20 protein-coding genes and 1 pseudogene are annotated in these 23,095 nt (G+C 56.2%); 9 read left to right on the forward strand and 12 right to left on the reverse strand.

Annotation, left to right across the window (positions count from 1 at the left end; genetic code table 11):
- Positions 1–103: 103 nt before the first annotated feature.
- The 7 genes from lldD to ACW9E7_RS21250 form a co-directional block, all read right to left on the reverse strand.
- Positions 104–1,291 (reverse strand): quinone-dependent L-lactate dehydrogenase, encoded by a 1,188-nt coding sequence (lldD, locus tag ACW9E7_RS21220; protein WP_023334042.1) that lies wholly within the window; start codon positions 1,289–1,291, stop codon positions 104–106.
- Positions 1,288–2,061, reverse strand: a complete 774-nt coding sequence (gene lldR, locus ACW9E7_RS21225) for a transcriptional regulator LldR (protein WP_023294814.1) — start codon at positions 2,059–2,061, stop codon at positions 1,288–1,290. The genes lldD and lldR overlap by 4 nt, the downstream gene beginning before the upstream one ends.
- Complete coding sequence (lldP, locus tag ACW9E7_RS21230; protein WP_023309919.1) at positions 2,058–3,713, reverse strand: L-lactate permease; 1,656 nt, start codon at positions 3,711–3,713, stop codon at positions 2,058–2,060. The genes lldR and lldP overlap by 4 nt, the downstream gene beginning before the upstream one ends.
- Before the next feature lie 271 nt (positions 3,714–3,984).
- Positions 3,985–4,347 (reverse strand): YibL family ribosome-associated protein, encoded by a 363-nt coding sequence (locus ACW9E7_RS21235; protein ID WP_008502724.1) that lies wholly within the window; start codon positions 4,345–4,347, stop codon positions 3,985–3,987.
- Positions 4,348–4,405: 58 nt separating this feature from the next.
- The gene (gene mtlR, locus ACW9E7_RS21240; RefSeq protein WP_458728332.1) at positions 4,406–4,996 is read right to left on the reverse strand and encodes a mannitol operon repressor MtlR; all 591 of its coding nucleotides are present in this window, start codon (positions 4,994–4,996) and stop codon (positions 4,406–4,408) included.
- A complete protein-coding gene (gene mtlD / locus ACW9E7_RS21245) occupies positions 4,993–6,141 on the reverse strand; it encodes a mannitol-1-phosphate 5-dehydrogenase (protein WP_127729151.1) in 1,149 nt (382 codons plus the stop codon). The genes mtlR and mtlD overlap by 4 nt, the downstream gene beginning before the upstream one ends.
- 98 nt (positions 6,142–6,239) lie before the next feature.
- A complete protein-coding gene (locus tag ACW9E7_RS21250) occupies positions 6,240–8,147 on the reverse strand; it encodes a PTS mannitol transporter subunit IICBA (RefSeq protein WP_045907896.1) in 1,908 nt (635 codons plus the stop codon).
- A 657-nt stretch (positions 8,148–8,804) separates the two neighbouring features.
- On the opposite strand from ACW9E7_RS21250, the gene ACW9E7_RS21255 reads away from it, so the two are divergent.
- From ACW9E7_RS21255 to aldB, 6 genes are all read left to right on the forward strand, one after another.
- On the forward strand, positions 8,805–9,161 hold the full coding sequence (locus ACW9E7_RS21255) for a DUF3302 domain-containing protein (RefSeq protein ID WP_024906600.1): 357 nt from the start codon (positions 8,805–8,807) through the stop codon (positions 9,159–9,161).
- 2 nt (positions 9,162–9,163) lie between these two features.
- On the forward strand, positions 9,164–10,300 hold the full coding sequence (locus ACW9E7_RS21260) for an HlyD family secretion protein (RefSeq protein ID WP_115876687.1): 1,137 nt from the start codon (positions 9,164–9,166) through the stop codon (positions 10,298–10,300).
- A 90-nt stretch (positions 10,301–10,390) separates the two neighbouring features.
- Positions 10,391–10,999 carry a glutathione S-transferase gene (locus ACW9E7_RS21265; protein WP_458728333.1) on the forward strand — a complete coding sequence of 203 codons (609 nt, stop codon included), beginning with the start codon at positions 10,391–10,393 and terminating at the stop codon, positions 10,997–10,999.
- A 103-nt stretch (positions 11,000–11,102) separates the two neighbouring features.
- A complete protein-coding gene (selA, locus tag ACW9E7_RS21270; RefSeq protein ID WP_458728334.1) occupies positions 11,103–12,488 on the forward strand; it encodes an L-seryl-tRNA(Sec) selenium transferase in 1,386 nt (461 codons plus the stop codon).
- Positions 12,485–14,332 carry a selenocysteine-specific translation elongation factor gene (gene selB / locus ACW9E7_RS21275; protein ID WP_458728335.1) on the forward strand — a complete coding sequence of 616 codons (1,848 nt, stop codon included), beginning with the start codon at positions 12,485–12,487 and terminating at the stop codon, positions 14,330–14,332. Before selA ends, selB begins: the two co-directional genes overlap by 4 nt.
- A gap of 86 nt (positions 14,333–14,418) precedes the next feature.
- Positions 14,419–15,957, forward strand: a complete 1,539-nt coding sequence (aldB, locus tag ACW9E7_RS21280) for an aldehyde dehydrogenase AldB (protein ID WP_127729157.1) — start codon at positions 14,419–14,421, stop codon at positions 15,955–15,957.
- Here aldB and ACW9E7_RS21285 read toward each other — a convergent pair.
- Complete coding sequence (locus ACW9E7_RS21285) at positions 15,954–16,919, reverse strand: LysR family transcriptional regulator (protein WP_111964325.1); 966 nt, start codon at positions 16,917–16,919, stop codon at positions 15,954–15,956. The two genes, aldB and ACW9E7_RS21285, sit on opposite strands and share 4 nt — an antisense overlap.
- 117 nt (positions 16,920–17,036) lie before the next feature.
- Between ACW9E7_RS21285 and ACW9E7_RS21290 the strand changes: the two genes are divergently transcribed.
- From ACW9E7_RS21290 to ACW9E7_RS21300, 3 genes and pseudogenes are all read left to right on the forward strand, one after another.
- On the forward strand, positions 17,037–17,777 hold the full coding sequence (locus ACW9E7_RS21290) for a MipA/OmpV family protein (RefSeq protein WP_133293532.1): 741 nt from the start codon (positions 17,037–17,039) through the stop codon (positions 17,775–17,777).
- 85 nt (positions 17,778–17,862) lie between these two features.
- Positions 17,863–18,050: pseudogene (locus ACW9E7_RS21295) on the forward strand (IclR family transcriptional regulator domain-containing protein); the annotation flags it as partial.
- A 3-nt stretch (positions 18,051–18,053) separates the two neighbouring features.
- The gene (locus ACW9E7_RS21300; RefSeq protein WP_458728336.1) at positions 18,054–18,509 is read left to right on the forward strand and encodes a 4Fe-4S dicluster domain-containing protein; all 456 of its coding nucleotides are present in this window, start codon (positions 18,054–18,056) and stop codon (positions 18,507–18,509) included.
- Here the strand turns inward: ACW9E7_RS21300 and ACW9E7_RS21305 are convergent.
- The 4 genes from ACW9E7_RS21305 to avtA form a co-directional block, all read right to left on the reverse strand.
- Positions 18,493–20,211, reverse strand: a complete 1,719-nt coding sequence (locus tag ACW9E7_RS21305; protein WP_458728337.1) for a ShlB/FhaC/HecB family hemolysin secretion/activation protein — start codon at positions 20,209–20,211, stop codon at positions 18,493–18,495. The two genes, ACW9E7_RS21300 and ACW9E7_RS21305, sit on opposite strands and share 17 nt — an antisense overlap.
- 90 nt (positions 20,212–20,301) lie before the next feature.
- Entirely contained in the window at positions 20,302–21,117 is an 816-nt protein-coding gene (locus tag ACW9E7_RS21310) for a collagen-like triple helix repeat-containing protein (RefSeq protein ID WP_143345696.1), read from the reverse strand.
- 50 nt (positions 21,118–21,167) lie between these two features.
- Positions 21,168–21,458, reverse strand: coding sequence for a hypothetical protein (locus ACW9E7_RS21315; protein WP_458728338.1), 291 nt, complete (start codon positions 21,456–21,458; stop codon positions 21,168–21,170).
- Positions 21,459–21,775: 317 nt separating this feature from the next.
- Positions 21,776–23,032, reverse strand: coding sequence for a valine--pyruvate transaminase (gene avtA / locus ACW9E7_RS21320; protein WP_302238272.1), 1,257 nt, complete (start codon positions 23,030–23,032; stop codon positions 21,776–21,778).
- Positions 23,033–23,095 lie beyond the last annotated feature (63 nt).

Here is a 23,095-nt window from a genome sequence, read left to right on the forward strand (position 1 = left end):
ATTTTCTTATCCAATATGTTATCTGGATGTTATTTTCGGCATAAAAAAGCGCCCGAGGGGGAGATCGGACGCATGAGAAAGAGGTGTTAACGAGGGGAAGAATTTAAGCCGCGTTTCCCTGAGCAAGGGGAGCCAGCGCCGCCGGTAATTTGCTTAACTCCTGCACCAGGGAATCCTTACTGATTTCGCTAATGGTTTTCGCACCGGTCAGCGTCATCGCCACCTTCATCTCTTTTTCGATCAGGTTGAGCAGATTCGCCACGCCTGCCTGACCGGCCGTCGCCAGGGCGTACAGATACGCGCGTCCAAGCAGCACGCTGTCGGCACCCAGCGCAATCATGCGCACTACGTCCAGCCCGTTGCGGATCCCGCTGTCGGCCAGGATGGCGATATCGCCTTTCACCGCATCGGCAATGGCCGGCAGGGCGCGGGCGGAGGAGAGCACCCCGTCAAGCTGGCGTCCCCCATGGTTAGAGACCACAATCCCGTCTGCGCCAAAGCGCACCGCATCGCGGGCATCCTCCGGGTCGAGGATCCCTTTGATCACCATCGGGCCGTCCCAGAACTCGCGGATCCACTCCAGGTCTTTCCACGAGATCGATGGATCGAAGTTGTTCGCCAGCCAGCCGATGTAATCTTCCAGCCCGGTAGGTTTACCCAGATACGCCGAGATATTCCCCAGATCGTGTGGACGACCGTTCAGGCCGACGTCCCACGCCCACTGTGGATGCGTTACCGCCTGCCAGTAGCGGCGGAGCGCCGCATTTGGGCCGCTCATGCCGGAGTGCGCATCGCGGTAGCGCGCGCCGGGGGTCGGCATATCAACGGTAAAGACCAGCGTGGAGCAGCCCGCCGCTTTGGCGCGCTCGAGCGCGTTACGCATAAAGCCGCGATCGCGCAGGACGTACAGCTGGAACCACATCGGGCGTTTGATGGTTGGGGCGACCTCTTCAATCGGACAAACCGAGACGGTAGAGAGGGTAAACGGAATACCTTTGGCATCCGCTGCAGCGGCGGCCTGCACTTCGCCACGGCGGGCATACATACCGCACAGGCCTACGGGCGCGAGCGCGACGGGCATGGAAAGCGTTTCGTTGAACAGTTTCGTCTCAAGGCTCAGGTCAGACATATTCTTCAGCACGCGCTGGCGCAGCGCCACCTCCGACAGATCCTCCACGTTGCGGCGCAGGGTGTATTCGGCATACGCCCCGCCGTCAATGTAGTGGAACAGGAACGGGGGCAAAATGCGCTGCGCCGCGGCGCGATAGTCACTGGCTGCTGAAATGATCATGCTTTGTTCTCCCTGGAAATATCACTGTCGCCAGGCAGACGGGTAATACGCGCCTGTCGGGCCTGGTCTTCATCGAATCGTTTGATGGTGGTATGCACGAAGCCGAGATGCGCCATCATCGCTTTGCGCGCGGCCTCTGCATCACCGGCAAGAATGGCGTTGAGCACCGCCTCGTGCTGTTCGGTCAGTTGGGCAAACACCGGCGGAACCAGATACATGCGCTGGCGGCTCTGCTTCACGGAGGATTGCAGCAGGTCGAAAAACCCGCGCATGGTCTGGAGCAGCACCACGTTGTGCGACGCCTCGGCAATCGCAAGGTGAAAACGGACGTCCGCCTGGGAGGCGATATCCGGGTCGCTGCTTTGCGTGGCCTCAAAGCAGGCGATGAGTTTCTCTTTGTCGGCGTCGGTTGCCCGCATGGCCGCGTGCCAGGCGGTACTGGTTTCGATGGCGTGACGCGCTTCAAGGATGTCGAAGCTGTAGTCCGGGTCGTTCTCCATCAGCGTTTTCAGCGGCTGAACGATGTTTTGCTCGGACCAGTCGTCATGCTGCCAGCGCACAAAGGTGCCGCCGCCGCGACGGCTTACCAGTACCCCTTCGCTGACCAGCGTCGCCAGCGCCTCGCGCAGTGAATTGCGCGACACGCCAAGCTGGGCGGCGAGCTGGCGTTCGGCGGGCAACTTCATGCCCGCTTCCAGCTGTTGTTCTTCAATCAGCGCCCGCACGCGAGAGGCAATCTCGTCGGACAGGCGTCTGGGCATCACTATCATGGGATCATCCAGGTTAAGACATAGGCCTGCAGGGTGGTGATCACCCCGACCATGCAGGTGAATATCAGGCTGTGTTTCACGGTAAAGCGGAACAGATCCGACTCTTTACCGACCAGTCCCACCGCCGCACAGGCAATGGCGATGGATTGCGGGGAGATCATTTTCCCGGTCACGCCGCCCGTCGTGTTCGCGGCCACCAGCAGGACGTCCGACACGCCAATCTGCTGGGCCGCCGTGGCCTGCAGCGCGGCAAACAGGGCGTTAGACGAGGTATCGGACCCGGTCAGGAATACCCCCAGCCAGCCGAGGAACGGCGAGAAGAAGGTGAAGGCGTGGCTGGTATGGGCCAGCGCGAGCGCCAGCGTCGATGACAGTCCGGAGTAGTTCGAGATAAACGCGAACGCCAGCACCATGCCGATGGAGTAAATCGGCAGCATCAGCTCTTTAACGGTCGCCGCAAAGGTCTGCACCGCAGCCGCAGGCTTCATGCGCAGCCACACCACGGAAAGAATAGCGGCAAACAGGATGGCGGTCCCGGTGGCGGAGAACCAGTCGAATTTATAGACCGCGGCATACGGCGTGGCGGCGTGCACTACCGGCGGCATACGGGCGACCATCTTGTCGAGGAACGGCACGGAGATATTAATCACCATGTCGTACAGCGCGCCGCCAGGGGCGAACAGGGCTTTAAACGGCGGGATGCTCCACAGCGTGACCGTGGCGGTCAGGAACAGGAACGGTGACCAGGCGCGGATCACCTGTCCTGCGGTGTAGCCGGTGCGGGCCAGCGTTTGATCGACCTGCGAGGCGCCCATGTCGGCGAAGCGGAAAATACGGACCGGCTGCCAGCGTTTCAGGAACAGCGTCAGGCAGACCAGAGAAACCAGCGAAGAGATGATGTCCGGCAGCTCCGGGCCAAGGAAGTTCGAGCTGAGGTACTGGGCGATAGCGAACGAACCGCCCGCCACCATCACCGCAGGCCAGGTCTCCTTCACGCCGCGCCAGCCGTCCATAATCGCCATGATCCAGAACAGGACGATAATGGTCAGGAACGGCAGCTGGCGGCCAACCATCTGGCCGATCTCGAAGCTGTCCAGCCCGGTGACCTGGCCGGCCACCAGAATCGGAATACCCATCGCGCCAAACGCCACCGGCGCGGTGTTCACAATCAGGCACAGGCCCGCGGCATAGAGCGGGTTAAAGCCCAGACCCACCAGCAGCGCAGCGGTGATCGCCACCGGTGCGCCAAAGCCTGCCGCGCCTTCCAGAAACGCCCCGAAGGAGAAGCCAACAATCAGCATCTGCAGGCGCTGGTCAGGCGTGATGGAGAGAATCGACGAGCGGATAATGTCGAACTGCCCGGTTTTCACCGAGATTTTATAGACAAAGACCGCCGCGATGATGATCCACGCAATCGGCCACAGGCCGTAGAAGAAACCGTAGACGACGGAGGCCAGCGCGCGATCGACCGGCATTTTGTAGAAGAACAACGCCACCATCAGGGCGATGGCAACGGTATACGTCGCGGCGAGGTAGCCCTTCAGCTTTAGCTTAATCAGCGCAAAGAAGAAGAACAGAATCGGAAGCGATGCGATCAGGCTCGACAGCCAGATATTTCCAGCCGGGTCGTAGTTTTGTTGCCAGAGGCTCATGCAGGTCTCCTGGGGACCAGACAGCCTGCGCTGCGGGTGAGTCTCCGCTCAACTCTGCGTCACAGGTTGTGTAAAAGTGGTCCTGCCAATGTTGTGTTGTAGGGTTAATGACAATGAATGGTTAACCAGATGTTATGAGCTAGCAATGGTTTTGTGAGCGGAAATAATGGAATTGTGAACCGGGGAAGGATTGATTGCGCTATTGGTTGGACCAATTCACGCGAAGGGGAAAAGAGTAGGCCGGGTAAGCGCAGCGCCACCCGGCATGAAATCAGAACGCGGTCTTACAAAAGCCCGTCATCTCTTTCAGGCCCATTTCGCGGCCAAGCTCGGTCATCGGGTGTACCACCACCAGACCGCGGACGCTTTTCTTCAGCTTGCCCATGTCGGCCTGTTCTTTTTTGGTGATCGCGCGGCGGTGCGGCATGTTCATCAGCTTCTGCGCTTCTTTGCTCAGCTTCTGGCCTTTGACTTCGCGCAGGCGCTCGATTTCCGCTTCCAGCTTCGCGGTCTCTTTCTCAAGCTCGGCGTATTTCTCGGCGGAATCGACCAGCGACAGGCCAGCCATCTGGTGGCGGATGAGATCCAGGCGGTCGCTCAGGCGTTTAATTTCGTTCTTTTCGACTTCTTTCATAACAAATGACTCTGAAAACGGGGAATTTACAGGGAAGGATACACCAATGTGAGCAGGCTTACTTCTGAAACGCTTTTTTTAAGCTGATTCGGGAAATCAGCTCAGTCAGGGAGAGAACCATCGTGGAACGGACAACCTGTTGATAACGCAGCTTTTGCATCGCGTAAAGCTCAGGGTCGCTGTTATCAAAATGGGGAGCAGGGGGCAGCGCGGTAACGCAGTGCAGCTCGCCGAAGGGCCCCAGAATCTCATCGTCGGTAAAGTTATACTCGTTACCGTCATGATTGAGCTCTTCGCGCAGCGCCATTAGCAGCTCCGCATCTTCATACTCTTGTCGGTTGAGCACGCCAAGACCATAAATCAGCTTCAGACGCACGGATAAATCGCCCAGCGGTCCGTCTCCGTCCAGTAACGGTTCTACAGCATATTTTACCGCGTAGTCGTCTTTGCGAAACACCTGAAGCACCAGGATATTCACCGCCTCGGTTAACAGCTCGACGGCGGCAATCAGGAAACTTCGTACGGTTTTGCCAGCATTCAGACGCTCAAGCACACGATTTTCAAAGGCCTGGGTTTGTTCCATTATTGCCTGCATATCTGACAATCTGTAATCAGGGCGCAGGATTACCTGCGCCGCATTCTGCATCATTTGGTTGCGTTGTATGCGTTAACCGCCTCCGCAACCACGTCGCTGTTGGCGTCCAGACCGGAAATCTGCGCCAGCGCAGCCTGCGCGCCTTTATCATCAATCAGCTGAGCCAGCTCAATCGCCTGTGGGTCCTGCTCGCTGCGGTAGTGCATCGCTGCAGCAATCCCTTTCACCAGGTTGGCATGCGGCAGGCCGTATTCCAGCGTGCCCAGCAGCGGCTTAATCAGGCGATCGCCCGCGCTCAGCTTGCGCAGCGGCTGGCGGCCCACGCGCTCAACGTCATCTTTCAGATACGGGTTTTCAAAGCGACCGAGGATTTTCTGGATGTATGCTGCGTGTTTCTCAGCATCAAAACCGTAGCGTTTGATCAGCACCGCGCCGCTCTCTTCCATTGCCCCTTTTACCACCGCGCGGATCTTCTCATCGAGGATCGCGTCACGAATGGTCTGATGACCGGCCAATTTTCCGAGGTACGCGGTTATAGCATGCCCGGTGTTCAGCGTGAAGAGCTTGCGTTCGACAAATGCCATCAGGTTATCGGTTAATTCCATTCCCGGAATGGTCGGCAGCGCGCCTTTAAACTGGGTTTTATCGACGATCCACTCGCTGAAGGTTTCTACGGTCACTTCCAGCGGGTCGTTGGTCGCGGATTCGGAAGGCGGAACGATGCGATCCACGGCGGAATCCACAAAACCCACGTGCGCTTCAACCCAGGCTTTGTCTTCGTCTGCCACCGCGTTAAGAACGTGGCCTTTCAGCTGCGTAGTGCCGCGCACCATGTTTTCACAGGCGATGATGTTCAGCGGGGTGTCGATACCCTGCGCTTTACGTTTTGCCAGGCCTTTCGCGACAGCGGGTGCGATGCGCTCAAGCACAACCGGACCCACGGCGGTGGTGACCAGATCGACGCTGGCGATCAGGTCAATAACGTCTTCACCGATGCTGCTGACCGCGTTGACGCCAGATACTGTCTCAACCTGCTCGTTTTCGCCCACCACATGGACCTGATAGCTATGACGGGCATTCAGGGCATCCAGGACAACCTGATTCACATCGGCGAATGTCAGGGTAATGCCCGCGTCTGCCAGTAGTTTACCGATAAAACCACGACCGATATTACCTGCGCCAAAATGTAATGCTTTCATAGTGTTAACCTTCATCAATGTTTTTACCCGAGAGGGCTGGGGTGAGGAACGTTTTCCCCTCACCCTAGCCCTCTCCCCGGGGGGAGAGGGAAGAGAACTTATTTGTTCAGCAGAGCCAGCACTTCTTCCACGCTGGTGGTATTGGCCAGACGCTCAATGACGGACTCATCGTCCAGCGCGTTGGTCAGGCTGGTAATCACCTGAATGTGCTCGTTGTTGCGAGCGGCGATACCAATTACCAGACGGGCGATGTCGTCTTCTTCTTCACCGAAGCGCACGCCCTGCGGATACTGACAGAATACGACGCCGGTTTTCAGGACGCGATCTTTCGCTTCAACCGTTCCGTGCGGCACCGCGATGGATTCGCCCAGGTAGGTTGGCGTCAGTTTTTCGCGTTCCAGCATCGCGTCGACATATTCAGGCTGAACGTAGCCGCCTTTCACCAGCTGCTCACCGGCAAAGCGAATCGCTTCTTCTTTGGTGGCCGCGGTACGACCGAGGAAAATATTCTCCGCACCCAGCTTAAACAGGTGTGCATTGCTCTCATCAAAGCTGTCCTGCAGGCTGGAGCGCACTTTCACTTCGTTGTCTTCGTGACGCTGCGCGGCCACCAGACGTTCGGTCAGGCTGGTGTACAGGCCGCTGTCGAGGAAGTTGGTCAGCGAAATGTGCTGTGCCTGTGGTACCTGACGCATGGCGCGTTCGGTCAGATCGCGGTGCGTGATGACCAGGTCAACATCCGGCGGCAGGCTGTTAATGGCGCTGTTGGTCACGGAGATGTTGGTCAGGCCCGCATCCTGCACTTTCTTACGCAGCACGCCTGCACCCATCGCGCTGGAACCCATACCAGCGTCGCAGGCAACGATGATTTTACGCACGTGGCTCAGGTCGTTAGAGACATCACCGGCTGCCAGTGGCGTCGCGCCTTTGGATTCGGCTTTCATATCGTGCATACGACGGGTTGCGGCTTCGATGTCATCATCTTCTTTCACTTTGCTGGTTTTCAGCAGGATAGAAGAGACCACGAAGGAGACGGCCATTGCCGCAAAGATAGCTGCGAGGTTCGCGAAATAAGCGCCTTTTGGCGTCATCGCCAGTACCGCCAGGATAGAACCCGGAGAAGCTGGAGAAACCAGACCGCCGCCCAGCACGCTCAGGGTGAACACGCCGGTCATACCGCCGAGGATAACGGCCAGGATCAGACGTGGGTTCATCAGCACGTACGGGAAGTAAATTTCGTGGATACCGCCCAGGAAGTGGATGATCGCCGCACCGCCAGCAGACTGTTTTGCGCTACCGCGGCCGAAGAAGATGTACGCCAGCAGAACGCCCATACCCGGACCCGGATTGGCTTCAATCAGGAAGAAGATAGACTTGCCGAGATCGTGAGACTGCTGAATACCCAGCGGCGAGAAGATACCGTGGTTGATGGCGTTGTTAAGGAACAGGATTTTCGCCGGTTCAACGAAGATAGACGCCAGCGGCAGCATTTCGTGCGCCACCATGAAGTTAACGCCTGCCGCAAGAATTTTAGACAGCACTTCAACCGCAGGGCCAATGCCGAGGAACGCCAGAATGGCGAGGATCATCCCGATGATGCCCGCAGAGAAGTTGTTCACCAGCATTTCGAAGCCGGATTTGATCTTACCATCAACCCAGACGTCGAATTTCTTAATCGCCCAGCCGCCCAGAGGGCCGGCAATCATCGCACCGAGGAACATCGGCATATCCGCACCGACGATAACACCCATGGTTGTGATGGCACCCACTACGCCACCACGGTCACCGCCCACCAGACGACCCCCGGTGAAACCGATGAGCAGCGGCAGGAGATAGGTAATCATTGGGCCAACAAGTTTCGCCAGCGTTTCGTTAGGCAACCACCCTGTCGGAATGAACAATGCGGTGATGATACCCCACGCGATAAACGCGCCGATATTTGGCATCACCATGTTGCTGAGGAAACGACCAAAGCTTTGAACTTTGATCTTGAAATCGGATGACATAAAACACCCCTTCTTCTGTTTACGCTAAGGCTTATGGCCCGAGGTTTATTGTTAATGAGGCGGCAGAGGTAGCCGGGCCCTGATCTGATGCTGTGAAATCTGGCACTGAATCGTTCAACTGTCCAGACAGCGAAAATTTATGTGATTCATGTCACGTAAATGTAGGGGGTGAGGATATCTGTGAGGTGATCTGAATCACAAAAACGATGGGCAAAAAAAATACGATGGCGAGAAAAAAAGCAAAATACACCCTTTTGTGTGACTGTTGTCACGTTTTGTTCTGGCGTGTTTGTTTCTGGATTGTGACTGATTTCACAAAATATTTTTATGCAGATTTCTCCGGCTGTGATCGACGGCAAACTCTGCTTCGCGTTTCAGCGCCAGGATGATATGGCACGACACGATAAGCCAAAAAACCACTTTTGATGTGTGGTATGGCGAAAAGTTAAAAGGTGGATTACGCTCATATTGTAAGGTTAAGTCTATTATTATTCAGGATATATTTTGACACGCTTATAAACTTGCATGGAGATATTATAAAAACCCATACTCCCCGGCTCGGAAATAATAAGCACAACCCCGTGTTTATAAAAAATTAATTAGGTTGCGTACCGTTTTATTAATTTAATGAGTTGACGTTGTTTAAGTGAGGAGAATATGTTTCTCAACTATTTTGCGCTGGGCGTATTGATTTTTGTATTTCTGGTTCTCTTTTATGGAATCATCGCCATCCATGATATTCCTTATAATATGGCTAAAAAGCGTAACCATCCGCATGCCGATGCCATTCATACGGCTGGCTGGATTAGCCTGTTTACGCTTCATGCCATCTGGCCATTCCTGTGGATTTGGGCCACGCTGTACCGCGAGGATCGCGGCTGGGGCATGCAAAACCACATCACAAAGCCTGATGAGGTCCCGGGCATGGATGCGCTCGCCAAACGCGTGGCGGAACTCGAACAAAAGCTGGCCGCGGTAAAGCCCGCTGCTGATAAGAACACGCTGGAGCGCTAATCATGGATCTGTTGATTATTTTGACCTACGTGGCATTTGCTTGGGCCATCTTTAAAATATTCCGAATTCCGGTCAACCAGTGGACGCTTGCCACCGCAACATTAGGCGGCGTATTTATTGTTGCCGGACTTATTCTGCTAATGAACTATAACCACCCGTATACGTTTACGGCGCAAAAAGCGGTTATTTCTATTCCAATCACGCCGCAGGTGACCGGTGTGGTCAGCGAAGTGACCGATAAAAATAACCAGCTAATTAAAAAAGGCGAAGTGTTATTTAAACTGGATCCAGGCCGCTATCAGGCGCGGGTCGACAGGCTTCAGGCCGACCTGGTGACCGCGACGCACAATATCGATAATCTGAAGGCGCAGCTGGCGGAAGCCGTTGCCAATACTACGCGCGTCTCCGCTGAACGCGATCGCCTCTATAAAGATTATCAGCGCTACCTGAAAGGCAGCCAGGCGAAGGTGAATCCGTTCTCTGAAAGCGATATCGACAACGCGCGGCAGAACTATCTGGCGCAGGATGCGCTGGTGAAAGGCTCCGTGGCTGAACAGGTGCAGATCCAAAGCCAGTTAGACAGCATGGTGAACGGCGAGCAGTCGCAGATTGCGTCGTTACGCGCCCAGCTTGCCGAAGCCAAATACAACCTGGATCAGACCGTGGTGCGTGCGCCGAGCGATGGTTACATCACCCAGGTGCTGATACGTCCGGGGACCTATGCCGCCGCGCTGCCTCTGCGTCCGGTGATGGTCTTTATCCCTGAACAGAAGCGTCAGATTGTGGCCCAGTTCCGCCAGAACTCGCTGCTGCGTCTGAAGCCGGGCGATGAAGCGGAAGTAGTGTTTAACGCGCTGCCGGGCCAGGTGTTCTCCGGGAAGCTCACCAGTATTCTGCCGGTGGTGCCGGGGGGAACCTATCAGGCGCAGGGCGCGCTGCAGTCGCTGACGGTGGTGCCGGGAACGGACGGTGTTCAGGCACTTATTGAGCTGGAACCCAACGCCGAAGTCGATGCCCTGCCGGACGGTATCTATGCCCAGGTGGCGGTCTATTCGGACCACTTCGCCCACGTCTCGGTCATGCGTAAAGTACTGCTGCGTATGACCAGCTGGATGCACTACCTCTACCTCGATCACTAATCCTTCCAGGGCAGGAATGCGACATGCAGACCTGCCCTTTTTTCATCGCTTGATCCATACTGACTTTTTTCCGGCATCAAGGATCAGGCAATGAAACTCATCGGCAGCTATACCAGTCCCTTCGTGCGAAAAATCTCGATTCTCCTGCTGGAGAAGGGGATTGAATTTGAATTCGTGAATGAACAGCCCTACAACGCGGAAAACGGCGTCGCGCAGTACAACCCGCTGGGAAAAGTGCCAGCGCTGGTCACGGACGAGGGCGAATACTGGTTTGATTCCCCGATTATTGCGGAGTATATCGAGCTGCTGGGCGTTGCCCCGGCAATGCTGCCGGCTGACCCAAAAGCGGCGCTGGCGGTGAAGCAAATTGAAGCCCTGGCCGACGGCATTATGGATGCGGCGTTAACCTCCGTGCGTGAACAGGCCAGGCCCGTTGCCCAGCAGTCGGAAACGGAACTGTTACGCCAGCGGGAAAAAATCAGCCGCAGCCTGGACAGGTGCGAACAGCTTATCCGGGAGGGCAAGATCCATATCGACAGCCTGAACCTGGCAACTATCGCCATCGCCTGCGCCATCGGCTATCTCAACTTCCGCCGGGTTTCCCCTGGCTGGTGCGTCGACCGTCCGCTGCTGGTGAAGCTTGCAGACACGCTTTTTAGCCGCGAGAGCTTTGCCCGTACCGAACCGCCAAAGGCTTGACGCGGGTTATAACACTTCGGCGTCGGAGGCGGTACAATCCCTCTACATGTTAACTCCCTCTCCCGTCGGGAGGGGGGAAGATATTTACTCGCCAGGCGCTTTCATGACTACTCATCGTTCGCTGTACAGCCAGATCCCCGCTACCGACCGTCTCCTTCGCGAGCCCCGCATTTATGCTGTTGTTGAGCGCTTCGGCCATACCGCGACGGTGGAAATGTTACGCCTGCTTCAGGACGAAGCCCGCTGCGCGATTCAGGCAGAAAACGCCTTGCCCGACTGGTGCAGTGCGTGGGAGCAGGAAGTTGAACAGCGGCTGGATGAGAAGGCGCAAAGCGCGTTACGCCCGGTGATTAACCTGACCGGTACCGTACTGCATACCAACCTCGGGCGAGCCCAGCAGGCGGAAGAGGCCGTTGCCGCCGTCGTGCAGGCCATGCAAGCGCCTGTAACGCTGGAGTACGATCTGGACGGCGCCGGACGCGGGCATCGCGACCACGCGCTGGCGGAGCTGCTGTGCCAGCTGACCGGCGCGGAAGATGCCTGCATTGTGAATAACAACGCCGCAGCGGTGCTGCTGATGCTGGCGTCCACCGCCAGCGGCAAAGAGGTAGTGGTGTCCCGCGGCGAGCTGGTGGAGATTGGCGGGGCATTTCGTATTCCGGACGTGATGCGCCAGGCGGGCTGTACGCTGCATGAAGTGGGCACCACCAACCGTACCCATGCGAAAGACTATCGCGCGGCAGTGAATGAAAATACTGCCCTGCTGATGAAGGTCCGCACCAGCAATTATCATATTGAAGGCTTCACCAAAACGGTTGAAGAGGCGGAGCTGGCGGCGATTGGGCGCGAACTGAACATACCGGTGATTGCCGATCTCGGCAGCGGCTCGCTGGTGGATCTGAGCCTGTACGGGCTGCCAAAAGAGCCGATGCCGCAGGAGATGATTGCGGCGGGCGTTAGCCTGGTCAGCTTTTCCGGCGACAAACTGCTGGGCGGGCCGCAGGCCGGGATTATCGTCGGCAAGCGCGAGCTGATTGCGCAGCTGCAGCAGCATCCGCTCAAGCGCGCCCTGCGCGCCGATAAAATGACGCTTGCCGCCCTGGACGCTACGCTGCGGCTCTATCTCCACCCGGAGAAACTGGCCGACCGCCTGCCCACGCTGCGACTGTTAAGCCGCGATGCCGCCTCGATTCGCGCCCAGGCTGAACTTCTGCTGCCGCGCGTCGCCGCGCACTACCCCGATTTTGACGTTCGCATTGAGCCCTGCCAGTCGCAGATTGGCAGCGGTTCGCTGCCGGTGGACAGGCTGCCGAGTGAAGCGCTGACGTTCACGCCGCGTGACGGGCGCGGCGGCCATCTGGAAGCCCTGTCGTCGCGCTGGCGCGGTCTCTCGACGCCGGTTATCGGGCGGATTTACGATGGCCGAATGTGGCTGGATTTGCGCTGCCTTGAAGATGAAGAGCGATTTCTGGAGATGTTGTTGAAATGATTATTGCCACCGCCGGTCACGTTGACCACGGAAAAACCACGTTACTGCAGGCCATTACCGGCGTAAACGCCGACCGCCTGCCGGAAGAGAAAAAGCGCGGCATGACCATCGATCTGGGCTATGCCTACTGGCCCCAGCCTGATGGCCGCGTGCTGGGCTTTATTGATGTGCCGGGGCATGAAAAGTTTCTGTCCAACATGCTGGCGGGCGTGGGCGGCATCGATCATGCCCTGCTGGTGGTGGCCTGCGATGACGGCGTGATGGCGCAAACCCGCGAGCACCTGGCGATCCTCCAGCTGACCGGTAACCCGCAGCTGACCGTGGCGCTGACCAAAGCCGATCGCGTGGATGACGCACGCGTCAGCGAGGTGCGCGAAACGGTACAGGCGACCTTGCGGGAGTATGGTTTTGCCGACGCGTCGCTATTTGTCACCGTGGCGACGGAAGGGCGCGGTATCGACGAACTTCGCCACCACTTACAGCAGCTTTCATCACGCGACCACGCCAGCCATCATCGTTTCCGCCTGGCCATTGATCGGGCGTTTACCGTAAAAGGTGCGGGGCTTGTGGTGACTGGTACGGCGCTGAGCGGCGAAGTGAACGTCGGTGATACGCTCTGGCTGACGGGCGTGAACAAACCGATGCGCGTGCGCGGGCTGCACGCACAAAACCAGCCCGCAGACCTCGCCCACGCCGGGCAGCGGATCGCGCTGAACATTGCCGGGGATGCGGAAAAAGAGCAGCTTAATCGCGGCGACTGGCTGCTGGCCGATGCCCCACCTGAACCGTCTGAACGCGTCATCGTCTCCCTGCAGGCAAACGTGCCCCTGACCCAATGGCAGCCGCTGCATATTCACCACGCGGCCAGCCATATCACCGGGCGCGTGTCGCTGCTGGAAAACGATCTCGCCGAGCTGGTATTCGATTCACCGCTCTGGCTGGCAGACAACGATCGTCTGGTTCTGCGTGACATTTCTGCAAGGGAAACGCTGGCCGGGGCGCGCGTGGTGGCGCTTAACCCACCCCGACGCGGCAAGCGTAAACCTGAATATCTGCAGTGGCTGGCCGCGCTGGCGCAGGCCAGAGAGGATAACGCCGCGCTGCGGGTACACCTCGATCGCGGTGCGGTGAGCCTGCGTGATTTTGCATGGGCACGCCAGCTGAGCGGGGAAGGCTTACGGCAGCTGACCCAGGAGCCGGGCTTCATTCAGGCTGGCGACAGCCTGCTCAATGCCCCGGTTGCTGCGCAATGGCAGCGTAAGATACTGAACACGCTTGCGACTTACCACGAACAGCATCAGGACGAGCCTGGCCCGGGCCGTGAGCGTCTGCGGCGCATGGCGCTGCCGATGGAAGACGATGCGCTGGTGCTGCTGCTGATTGAAAACATGCGCGAAAGCGGGGCGATCAAAAGCCACCACGGCTGGCTGCATCTGCCGGATCACAAGGCCGGTTTCACCGCAGAGCAGGAGGCGATATGGCAAAAAGCGGCCCCGCTGTTCGGCGATGAGCCGTGGTGGGTGCGCGATCTGGCTCGCGAAACCAACACAGACGAGCAGCTAATGCGTCAGGTATTGCGCCATGCGGCGCAGCAGGGGCTAATAGTCGCGATCGTAAAAGATCGTTATTACCGTAACGATCGTATTGTGGCGTTTGCCAGCCTGATCCGCGAGCTGGATCAGGCGCGCGGCTCGACCTGCGCAGCGGATTTCCGCGATCGGCTGAACGTGGGGCGCAAGCTGGCGATCCAGATCCTGGAGTATTTCAACCGCATCGGCTTTACCCGCCGTCGCGGTAACGATCATCTGTTGCGCGATTCGTTATTATTTCCTGAAACTCCGTGACCTCCGTCGTAAACACCGTTACCGGTTGGCGAGAAAATCGCCAGCCGGAACTACCCTTGTTGTACACCAACAGCAAGGAGACGGACATGACAAACAATCCTCCCTCATCGCGTATCCAGCCCGGCGAGTATGGTTTTCCCCTCAAGCTGAAGCCTCGTTATGACAACTTTATTGGCGGCGACTGGGTAGCTCCCGTCGACGGCGAATACTATTCCAACCTGACTCCCGTTACCGGCCAGCCGCTGTGCGAAATTGCCAGCTCCGGCAAGCGTGATATAGACCTGGCGCTGGATGCGGCGCACAAAGCGAAAGAAAAATGGGCTCACACCTCCGTGCAGGACCGGGCGGCGATCCTGTTCAAAATCGCCGACCGGATGGAGCAGAATCTGGAGCTGCTGGCGACGGCGGAAACCTGGGATAACGGCAAGCCGATACGGGAAACGATGGCGGCAGACGTGCCGCTGGCCATTGACCACTTCCGCTATTTTGCTTCCTGCATTCGCGCTCAGGAGGGAGGAATAAGCGAGGTAGACAGCGATACCGTGGCGTATCACTTCCACGAACCGCTGGGCGTCGTCGGGCAAATCATTCCGTGGAACTTCCCGCTGCTGATGGCGAGCTGGAAAATGGCGCCCGCGCTGGCGGCGGGAAACTGCATTGTGCTCAAACCGGCGCGTCTGACTCCGCTCTCAGTGCTGCTGCTGATGGAAATCGTTGGCGATCTTCTGCCGCCGGGCGTGATTAACGTGGTCAACGGTGCGGGCGGTGAGATAGGGGAATATCTGGCCACCTCAAAACGGATCGCCAAAGTGGCGTTTACCGGGTCGACGGAGGTGGGCCAGCAGATCATGCAGTACGCCACGCAGAACATTATCCCGGTGACCCTCGAGCTGGGCGGGAAATCCCCGAACATCTTCTTCGCAGACGTAATGGAGGAAGAGGATGCCTTCTTCGATAAAGTACTGGAAGGGTTTGCGCTGTTTGCGTTTAACCAGGGCGAAGTCTGCACTTGCCCAAGCCGCGCGCTGGTGCAGGAGTCCATCTATGAGCGCTTTATGGAGCGGGCCATTCGCCGCGTCGAGTCTATCCGCAGCGGTAACCCGCTCGATAACGCCACGCAGATGGGGGCGCAGGTCTCGCATGGACAGCTGGAAACTATCCTCAACTACATCGACATCGGCAAGAAAGAGGGGGCGGATATTCTCACCGGCGGGCGTCGTAAGGTACTCGGTGGGGATCTGCAGGACGGGTATTATCTGGAGCCGACGATCCTGTTCGGTCAAAACAACATGCGCGTCTTCCAGGAAGAAATTTTCGGACCGGTACTGGCCGTGACCACCTTCAAAACGATGGAGGAGGCGCTGGAGATTGCCAACGACACGCCGTATGGTCTGGGAGCAGGCGTCTGGAGCCGCAACGGTAATCTGGCCTATAAAATGGGAAGAGGCATTCAGGCCGGGCGCGTCTGGACCAACTGCTACCACGCCTATCCGGCGCACGCGGCATTTGGCGGTTATAAGCAATCGGGCATCGGGCGTGAAACCCACAAGATGATGCTGGAGCATTATCAGCAGACGAAATGTTTGCTGGTCAGCTACTCCGATAAGCCGCTGGGGCTGTTTTAATCACCCAGCTCAGGCCGTCCATGCACGGCCTGAGCAATTTGCTGGCGCAGGCAGTTCAGAACGCCATCCAGTACGTATTGCACGCGCCAGGGCTGGTATTCGCGTTTGCGGAAGATGGCCGTCAGATCGAGCCACCACTCTTCCTGATGCGGGAAGCAGGGGACCAGCATCCCTTGCGTTAATTCTTTTTTCAGACTTTCTTTTGGTGCAAAAACAATCCCAAGATTATTTCTTGCCAGCTCCAGAGCCGTCTGCGTATTGTCGCAAATATAATTACCGGTCACCCGGTAGTCATGCACGTCATCACTGCCATGCACTCGGAAACGCCAGATGTTGGCATCATCAACCAGCATAGAGTCAATGAGAATACAGGAGTGATTAATTAAATCTTCCGGCCCCGTTAAGGGGTGTTTATTTAAATACTCCACGGTTGCGAAGGCCGTAACGGAATATTGTGTCAGAACGCTGGCAACCAGACTTTCGTCTTTAGGCTGCGCATAAGTAATTAAAATGTCGCAGTCATCCGGAAAGGAAACGCCTTCTGAAAATTCATTCCGGTCCAGATTGTAGGTTTTCAAAGAGATGCGAATGTCACCGATGTCTTCTATCTGATGGATCACGTGTCGCGCGAGGTAGGTCACGATGCCGGTTGGGGCATAGATCGTCACTTTTCCGCGCTTTTCGTGCTTATAATCCGCAATGAAATTCACAAGCTGGCTGTTCTTATCCAGTGTTGCATTAACGTAAGGGAGCAACGCTTCACCAAACTGGGTCAGGGCAAGCTGGCGCGTGGTGCGCTCAAAAACCTTGAGTCCAACCCGCGTTTCAAAATCAGACAGATATTTACTGACGTTGGCCTGCGCCATGCCCAGCAGGGCGGCGGCATCACCAATGCTGTGGGTGGCTGCAATGACGGAGATAATTTTTAATTCGCGTGGTTTTAGCTGTAATGTACTCATCATGCACACCCATCTATATGATTTTATATATAATATTATATAAACCGCAGCGTTGCATTGGCAATTTTGTAACCATTATTATGCGCCTCGCTTGTTTGGCATTTAAATGGATTACATAGAATGACTATTAAATACAATTTACTCATCGCGGCCACGTTATTTGCATCAACGTCTGCCATGGCTGGTGATTTTTCACTTGGAGCGGGGGCTGTATTTAATGAGTCTCCTTACAAAGGCTATAACGAAAATACTACCGCAGTACCGTTAATTAGCTACGAAGGCGATCGCTTTTATGTTCGCCAGACCACGGGTGGATGGATCCTGTGGAAAGACGCAAAAAATGAACTCAGCCTGACCGCAACGTGGATGCCGCTGCATTTCGATCCTGATGACAACGACGATCATCAGATGAAGCAGCTTGATGAGCGTAAAGCATCTGCGTTCCTCGGTGGGGCGTACTACCGTCACGAAAGCTGGGGGTCGCTGAAAGTGGCCGTTTCTGGCGATGCGATGGATGAAAGCGGCGGCGTGGTGGGCGAGGTATCGTACTTCCGTCCGATCAAAATGGAGCGCCTGACCCTGACACCTTCTGTTGGTGTTTTCTACAGCGACGAAAGCTATAACGACTATTACTACGGCGTATCCGGCAGCGAGTCTCGCCGCTCCGGACTGGATAAATACACCGCTGGCGACAGTTGGACGCCATACGTTGGCCTGGCGGCTAAATATCAGTTAACCCAGAATCTGTACCTCAACGCCAGCGCGGTTTACACCGTGTTGCCTGACGACGTGAAGAACAGCCCGATGATCGACCGCGATGACAGCTTCGCGCTGATGACCGGCCTGACCTGGCGTTTCTGATGCGGTAAAGCCGGGGGGCAGGTTCGCCTTACCCGGCCTACGATCTTGCCTGTCGCGCAGTTCCTGCTGCATATCCGGGATCTGAATCGGCCAGCATATGCCTCTCTACTGCTCCGCAATGGGCAAGATCTACATGGCGTTGAGATCCAACCTTTGACGCGGAACACCATCACTGAACTGAGCGCCATGTATGATGAGCTGGTGTTTGATATCCACGGCCGCGTTCCGTATGCGATTTCAAAAGAGCTGGGTTTTAACGTGCGAGAGGCGTAACAGATGAACCGATTTATCATGGCTGATGCGGAAAAATGCATCGGGTGCCGCACCTGTGAAGCGGCCTGTGCGGTCGCGCATCAGGATGACTTCACCGCAGAGGCTTTTACCTCTCGCCTGCGGGTGGTGAAGGGGGACGCCTACACTACGGCTGTGGGTTGCCATCAGTGCGAGGACGCCCCTTGTGCCAATATCTGCCCAACCCATGCCATCAGACGTACGGCAGTCGCCTGGCTTGTTGAGCAGACGCGCTGTATTGGCTGCAAGAGCTGTATGGTTGCCTGTCCGTTTGGGGCGATGCAGGTGCGTCTGGATGGGGGTAAGGCACAAGCGCTGAAATGTGATTTGTGCCTGCATCGCGAAGGCGGACCGGCCTGCGTGGAGGCCTGTCCAACCCACGCGCTGCGCTGTGTTGATCCTGCCAGTCTTCGGGCTGAAAAGCTTACTGCATTTTATTGAAATTCCAGGTAAACGTCAGGCTGTAGCGCCAGTCTCTGTTGCGACTGTCTGTCGGAACATCCCCGACGGGTCTTGCCGCCTCAAGCGTGATGCTATAGTGGCGCGTATCGCCTACCATCACGCCGGTAGCTACTGACCCGAGCCGTTGGTGGGGCAAACCGGGCGTGTTAAACCAGGTTTGCGCGATATCGGCCAGGATATAGGGCTGGATGGTGGCAAGCCAGGTGCTCTCTTTTCGCATCTGGATATAGCGCAGTTCTACCTGCCCGCCGTAGCCGTAGTCACCGCTTGCTTCACTGTCCTGATATCCTCGGCCAAAGCGCTGGGCACCGAAGCTAACGCGTTCGGGCTCGGGCAACGTGTTATTTGACCAGTCTCCCTCCCAGGAGGTTGATAGCCGCCATTTATCGGCAAACAGCCAGGCTGCGTCCAGATAGCTTTTCGTGAGCGTAAAATTAATATCGGGCCTGGGGGCCGAGACGATATCGGCACCCATCGCATCAATACCCTGACGAACGTTGAGTCGGCCGCTGATGCTGGCGGTTGTGAATTGATGTGCACCGTTGATGCCGACTTCCAGGGCGGGATAACGCGCGTGCTGATTGACGGAGTCAAGGCTATAGGTTTTGCCCTGCAGTCTGGCCTGCAGAGCATAATCATCCTGGCGGTCGGTGTAATCAAAACCGCTGGTCAGATTAATTTGTGATTTTTGCGTCAGCAGCAGGGGATAGCCAAACGTCACGCCGCCGTTGTATTGCGTTGTTTTTTGCTTCGAATCGACGCTGATATTATTCGGCAAAGAGAGCAGGGGAGAAAAATCTCGCGGCTCTTCATGGTAATAGCTGCCTTTGAGCTGCATCGTCAGCCCTTCATCGTTTAAAAACTGCTGCCAGTTGAGCCCGACATAGTTTTTTCGCGTGTGGCTATCTAACGGCACAAGCGTGGCAACGCCAAGCTGATCGCCATAGCTTGTCATGTTGCTGAGCGTGCCGTTCAGCATCATTAAATCTTGCCCTTTACGGGTATCGATCGTCGAGGCGATATTCCAGCTCCGCTCCTGGTTGCCGGTTATTTGCATCGCCGCCGCGCCATAGATATTGGTTGGCAGCTGCGCGTTAGCCGTAACCGGAACGTTCGGGGTGCGCGTCATCAGCTGGCTGTAGCGGTCGAACGTATCCTGTGAAAGCGGTTTTTCCGCCATGATTTTTTCGGACAGACGTTTAAGACGTTCAGCGATGTGGGGGTTATTACTGGTGATGTCGCTATGAGCGACATAGCCTTCAACCAGAACAATTTTAATATTGCCCTGCTGGAAATTATTATCGGGCAGCCAGGCATAGGAGAGCGGAAAACCGTCAGCCTTGTAGCGCGCCGTAATATCGTTTACCAGCCCCGTGAGCGTTTTTAGCGGCACGGTTTTTCCGGCGTAAGGCCTGAAGGGCTGAAGTAATTCCTTCAAGGGATAACGCGTGCCGCCAATAAACTGAATGTGATTAATGGTAATGGGCGTTTCAGGCGTCAGCGTTGACTTCGGTTTTTCTATTTTGACGGTCGGCTGTTGAACGGCTTCAGTCTGTTCGGGGGCAACGTTACGAGAAACTTGCGCCGGGTTATCGGGGTTAATAATAGAGGGCAGAGTATCGGCGCGGGCCATGCTCAGCACAACCAGCCCCGTCAGCGAAAAAAGGAAGTGGTGTTTCATCGCGCAATCCCTGTTCGTCATCCCCGGTTGGGGTAAGTGTCGCTGAATAAAGCGCCCCTGAACCAGGGGCGCAGACAGGCAATAAAAGGATTACTGTTTTGACGTCAGTAGACTCGTGGTTAACGTGTTGAGCCCATTAATCGGGTTTGTCGTAGATGTATTTTGGGTTGTGCCTGCATTGGCCGTTACACCCGCAGTCAGCGTATTGAGGGTGGTATTGACCGTTGTGCTCAGGCTATTGTTTGTGGCTGTCACATTGGCATCGGCCGTCAGAGATCCTGTGCCGCTGCCTCCGGTGGTTGATGTGGGTTTCACTAGCGTACCGCTATCCGTGACCGTCTGGCCGACATTTTGAACGACCTGACCGACACCGCTAAGCCCGCTATTGCTGCTGCTAATGTTGGTCCCTACGCCGCTGACGGTACCACCCACCTGGGTTAGCAGACCGTTGACCGGTGTGCCGAGACCCGTTGTGGTGCCTACGGTTTGCGTCACGCCTTGTACTCCGCCCAGCGTCTTGTTAGCCAGGGTCGTGGTATCGGTTGTTACCTGAGTGACTGCAGGGCTGCTTACCGTGTTGGTGAGACCCGTGCCGGTGTTACTGACCAGTTGCCCGGTACTGTTTACCACGCTACCCGTCAGGCCCGTTACGCCGCTGACCGATGTTCCGGAAGTGGAACTCGCCAGACCCGTACCTACCGTTGAAACGGTATTGCCGAGGGAGGTGACCGACGTGGTCACGCCTTTAACCGTTGTACCCACACCGTTCGGGTTGTTTGGATCGCCAACGCCAGTCGTGACGCCTGTCCCCACGGTGGACACGGCACTGCCAACACCGCTGACGGTGGTTGAAACGGTTGATGTGACGGGATTATTTGTTGGAAGCTGGCTTCCGAGGCCATCCACAGTGGATCCGACGCTGGTCACGGTTTTACCTGCATCACCCAGTATCGTATTTACGCCTGAGGTAGTTGTTCCTCCACTGCCCCCTGATCCTGATCCTGAGCCTGAGCCAGAACCAGAACCCGTTCCGCCACCAGCGCCTGTCCCGGTACCCGAACCCGTTCCGTTGCTGCTCGAACCGCCATTACTCGCGGTTGTGCCACTTCCATCATCTGAGCCGCTGCTGCTTCCCGTTGCAGGGTTATTTTTGGCCGTTGAGTGAGATCCGCCACCACTTCCACTACAGGCAGAAAGAGAGAACGCGAGCAGTACCGCAACAGCAATAGCGCTGATGCGACTAACATTATTAGGTAGCATATGAATACTCCACGCAAAAGAACGCCGAGCGGCGTATTAGTGAGTATATGCAGTATTTTTAAATATGCATGAAAGTGGCTGAGGAAGATATTTTTCTTCGGTGTAGGTGGTTATTCAAAATAACAATAAGTTAGGCTATTTAATCGATGCTTAATTATTGAGTGAGTAGTTAGTGGGCGTAAATTAAAGGAATATTCCTAAGAAAACTCAATGGGGATGATAAATGAAACGCTACAGGATATATCCTTATTGTAAGATTCAGATCACGGAAAAATAAGGCTCTTCATTTGAAGAGCCTTATTTTTTAACAATTGCCTTCGAGCCAGGCTTTATCGATTTCTTCGGCGAGAATTTTAACCCCCGCTTCGATTTTTTCCGGGTCGGGGACGTAGTTCATGCGCATGCACTGATGGGTATGCGGCCATGGCTTATCCAGTCCCGGGAAGAAATAATCGCCCGGAACCATCAGCACCCCGCGCTTTTTAAGGCGCTGGTAGAGCAGTTCGGTAGTGATAGGCAAATCCTTAAACCACAGCCACAGGAAAATCGCTCCTTCAGGCTTGTGGATCAGGCAGCGTTCTTCCGGCAAATAGCGGCGAATTGTCGCGATTGTTTCCTGAACGCGCTGATAATAGAAAGGCTTAATCACGTCATTCGACAGACGCAGCAGGTCCTTGCGTTTGATCATCTCGCACATCATCGCCGGGCCAATGCCGCCCGGTGAAAGGCTGATAATACCGTTCATATTGGTAATGGCGGTGATGATTTTCTCATTGGCGATGATGATGCCGCAGCGGCTGCCCGGCAGGCCCAGCTTAGAGAGGCTCATGCACAGGACAATGTTCGGGTTCCACAGCGGACGTGCTTCGCTGAAGATAATGCCCGGGAACGGAACGCCGTAGGCGTTATCGATTACCAGCGGAATGCCGTGCTGATTTGCCAGTGCATCCAGCTTCATCAGTTCGTCATCGGTGATCACATTGCCCGTTGGGTTAGTCGGGCGCGATACGCAGATCATGCCCGTCTCTTCACCAATATGCAGGTGTTCAAAATCGACGTGATATTTGAACTGGCCTTCCGGCAGCAGTTCGATGTTCGGGCGCGCGGAGACGAACAGATCCTCTTCCAGGCCGGAATCGGCATAGCCGATATACTCCGGCGCCAGCGGGAACAGCACTTTTTTGGTGGTGCCGTCGGCGCGACGCCCTGCGAACAGGTTAAACAAGTAGAAAAATGCGCTCTGGCTGCCGTTTGTCAGTGCAATATTCTGTGGTTCGATATCCCAGCCCAGCTCGTCACGCAGCATTTCGGCGAGGAGTGCCAGCAGTTCGGTTTTACCCTGCGGGCCGTCGTAATTGCAAAGCGCATCGGTTGCTTTGCCGCTTTCCAGCATCTGAGCGAGCAGCGTCTGGAAATAGGTCGTCATCTCCGGAATTTGAGCCGGGTTTCCGCCACCGAGCATGATTGCGCCCGGTGTGCGCAGCCCGTCGTTGAGGTCCTCCATCAGGCGAGTAATGCCTGAATGGCGGGTAAATTTGTCGCCGAAAAGTGAAAACGTCATAGCAGGTGATCTGTCGAGCTTATTTTGAAAGTGGGTAACCATAACGCTAGCACCGTGTTGGTG

The sequence above is a fragment of the Enterobacter sp. H2G27 genome, assembly GCF_054403075.1.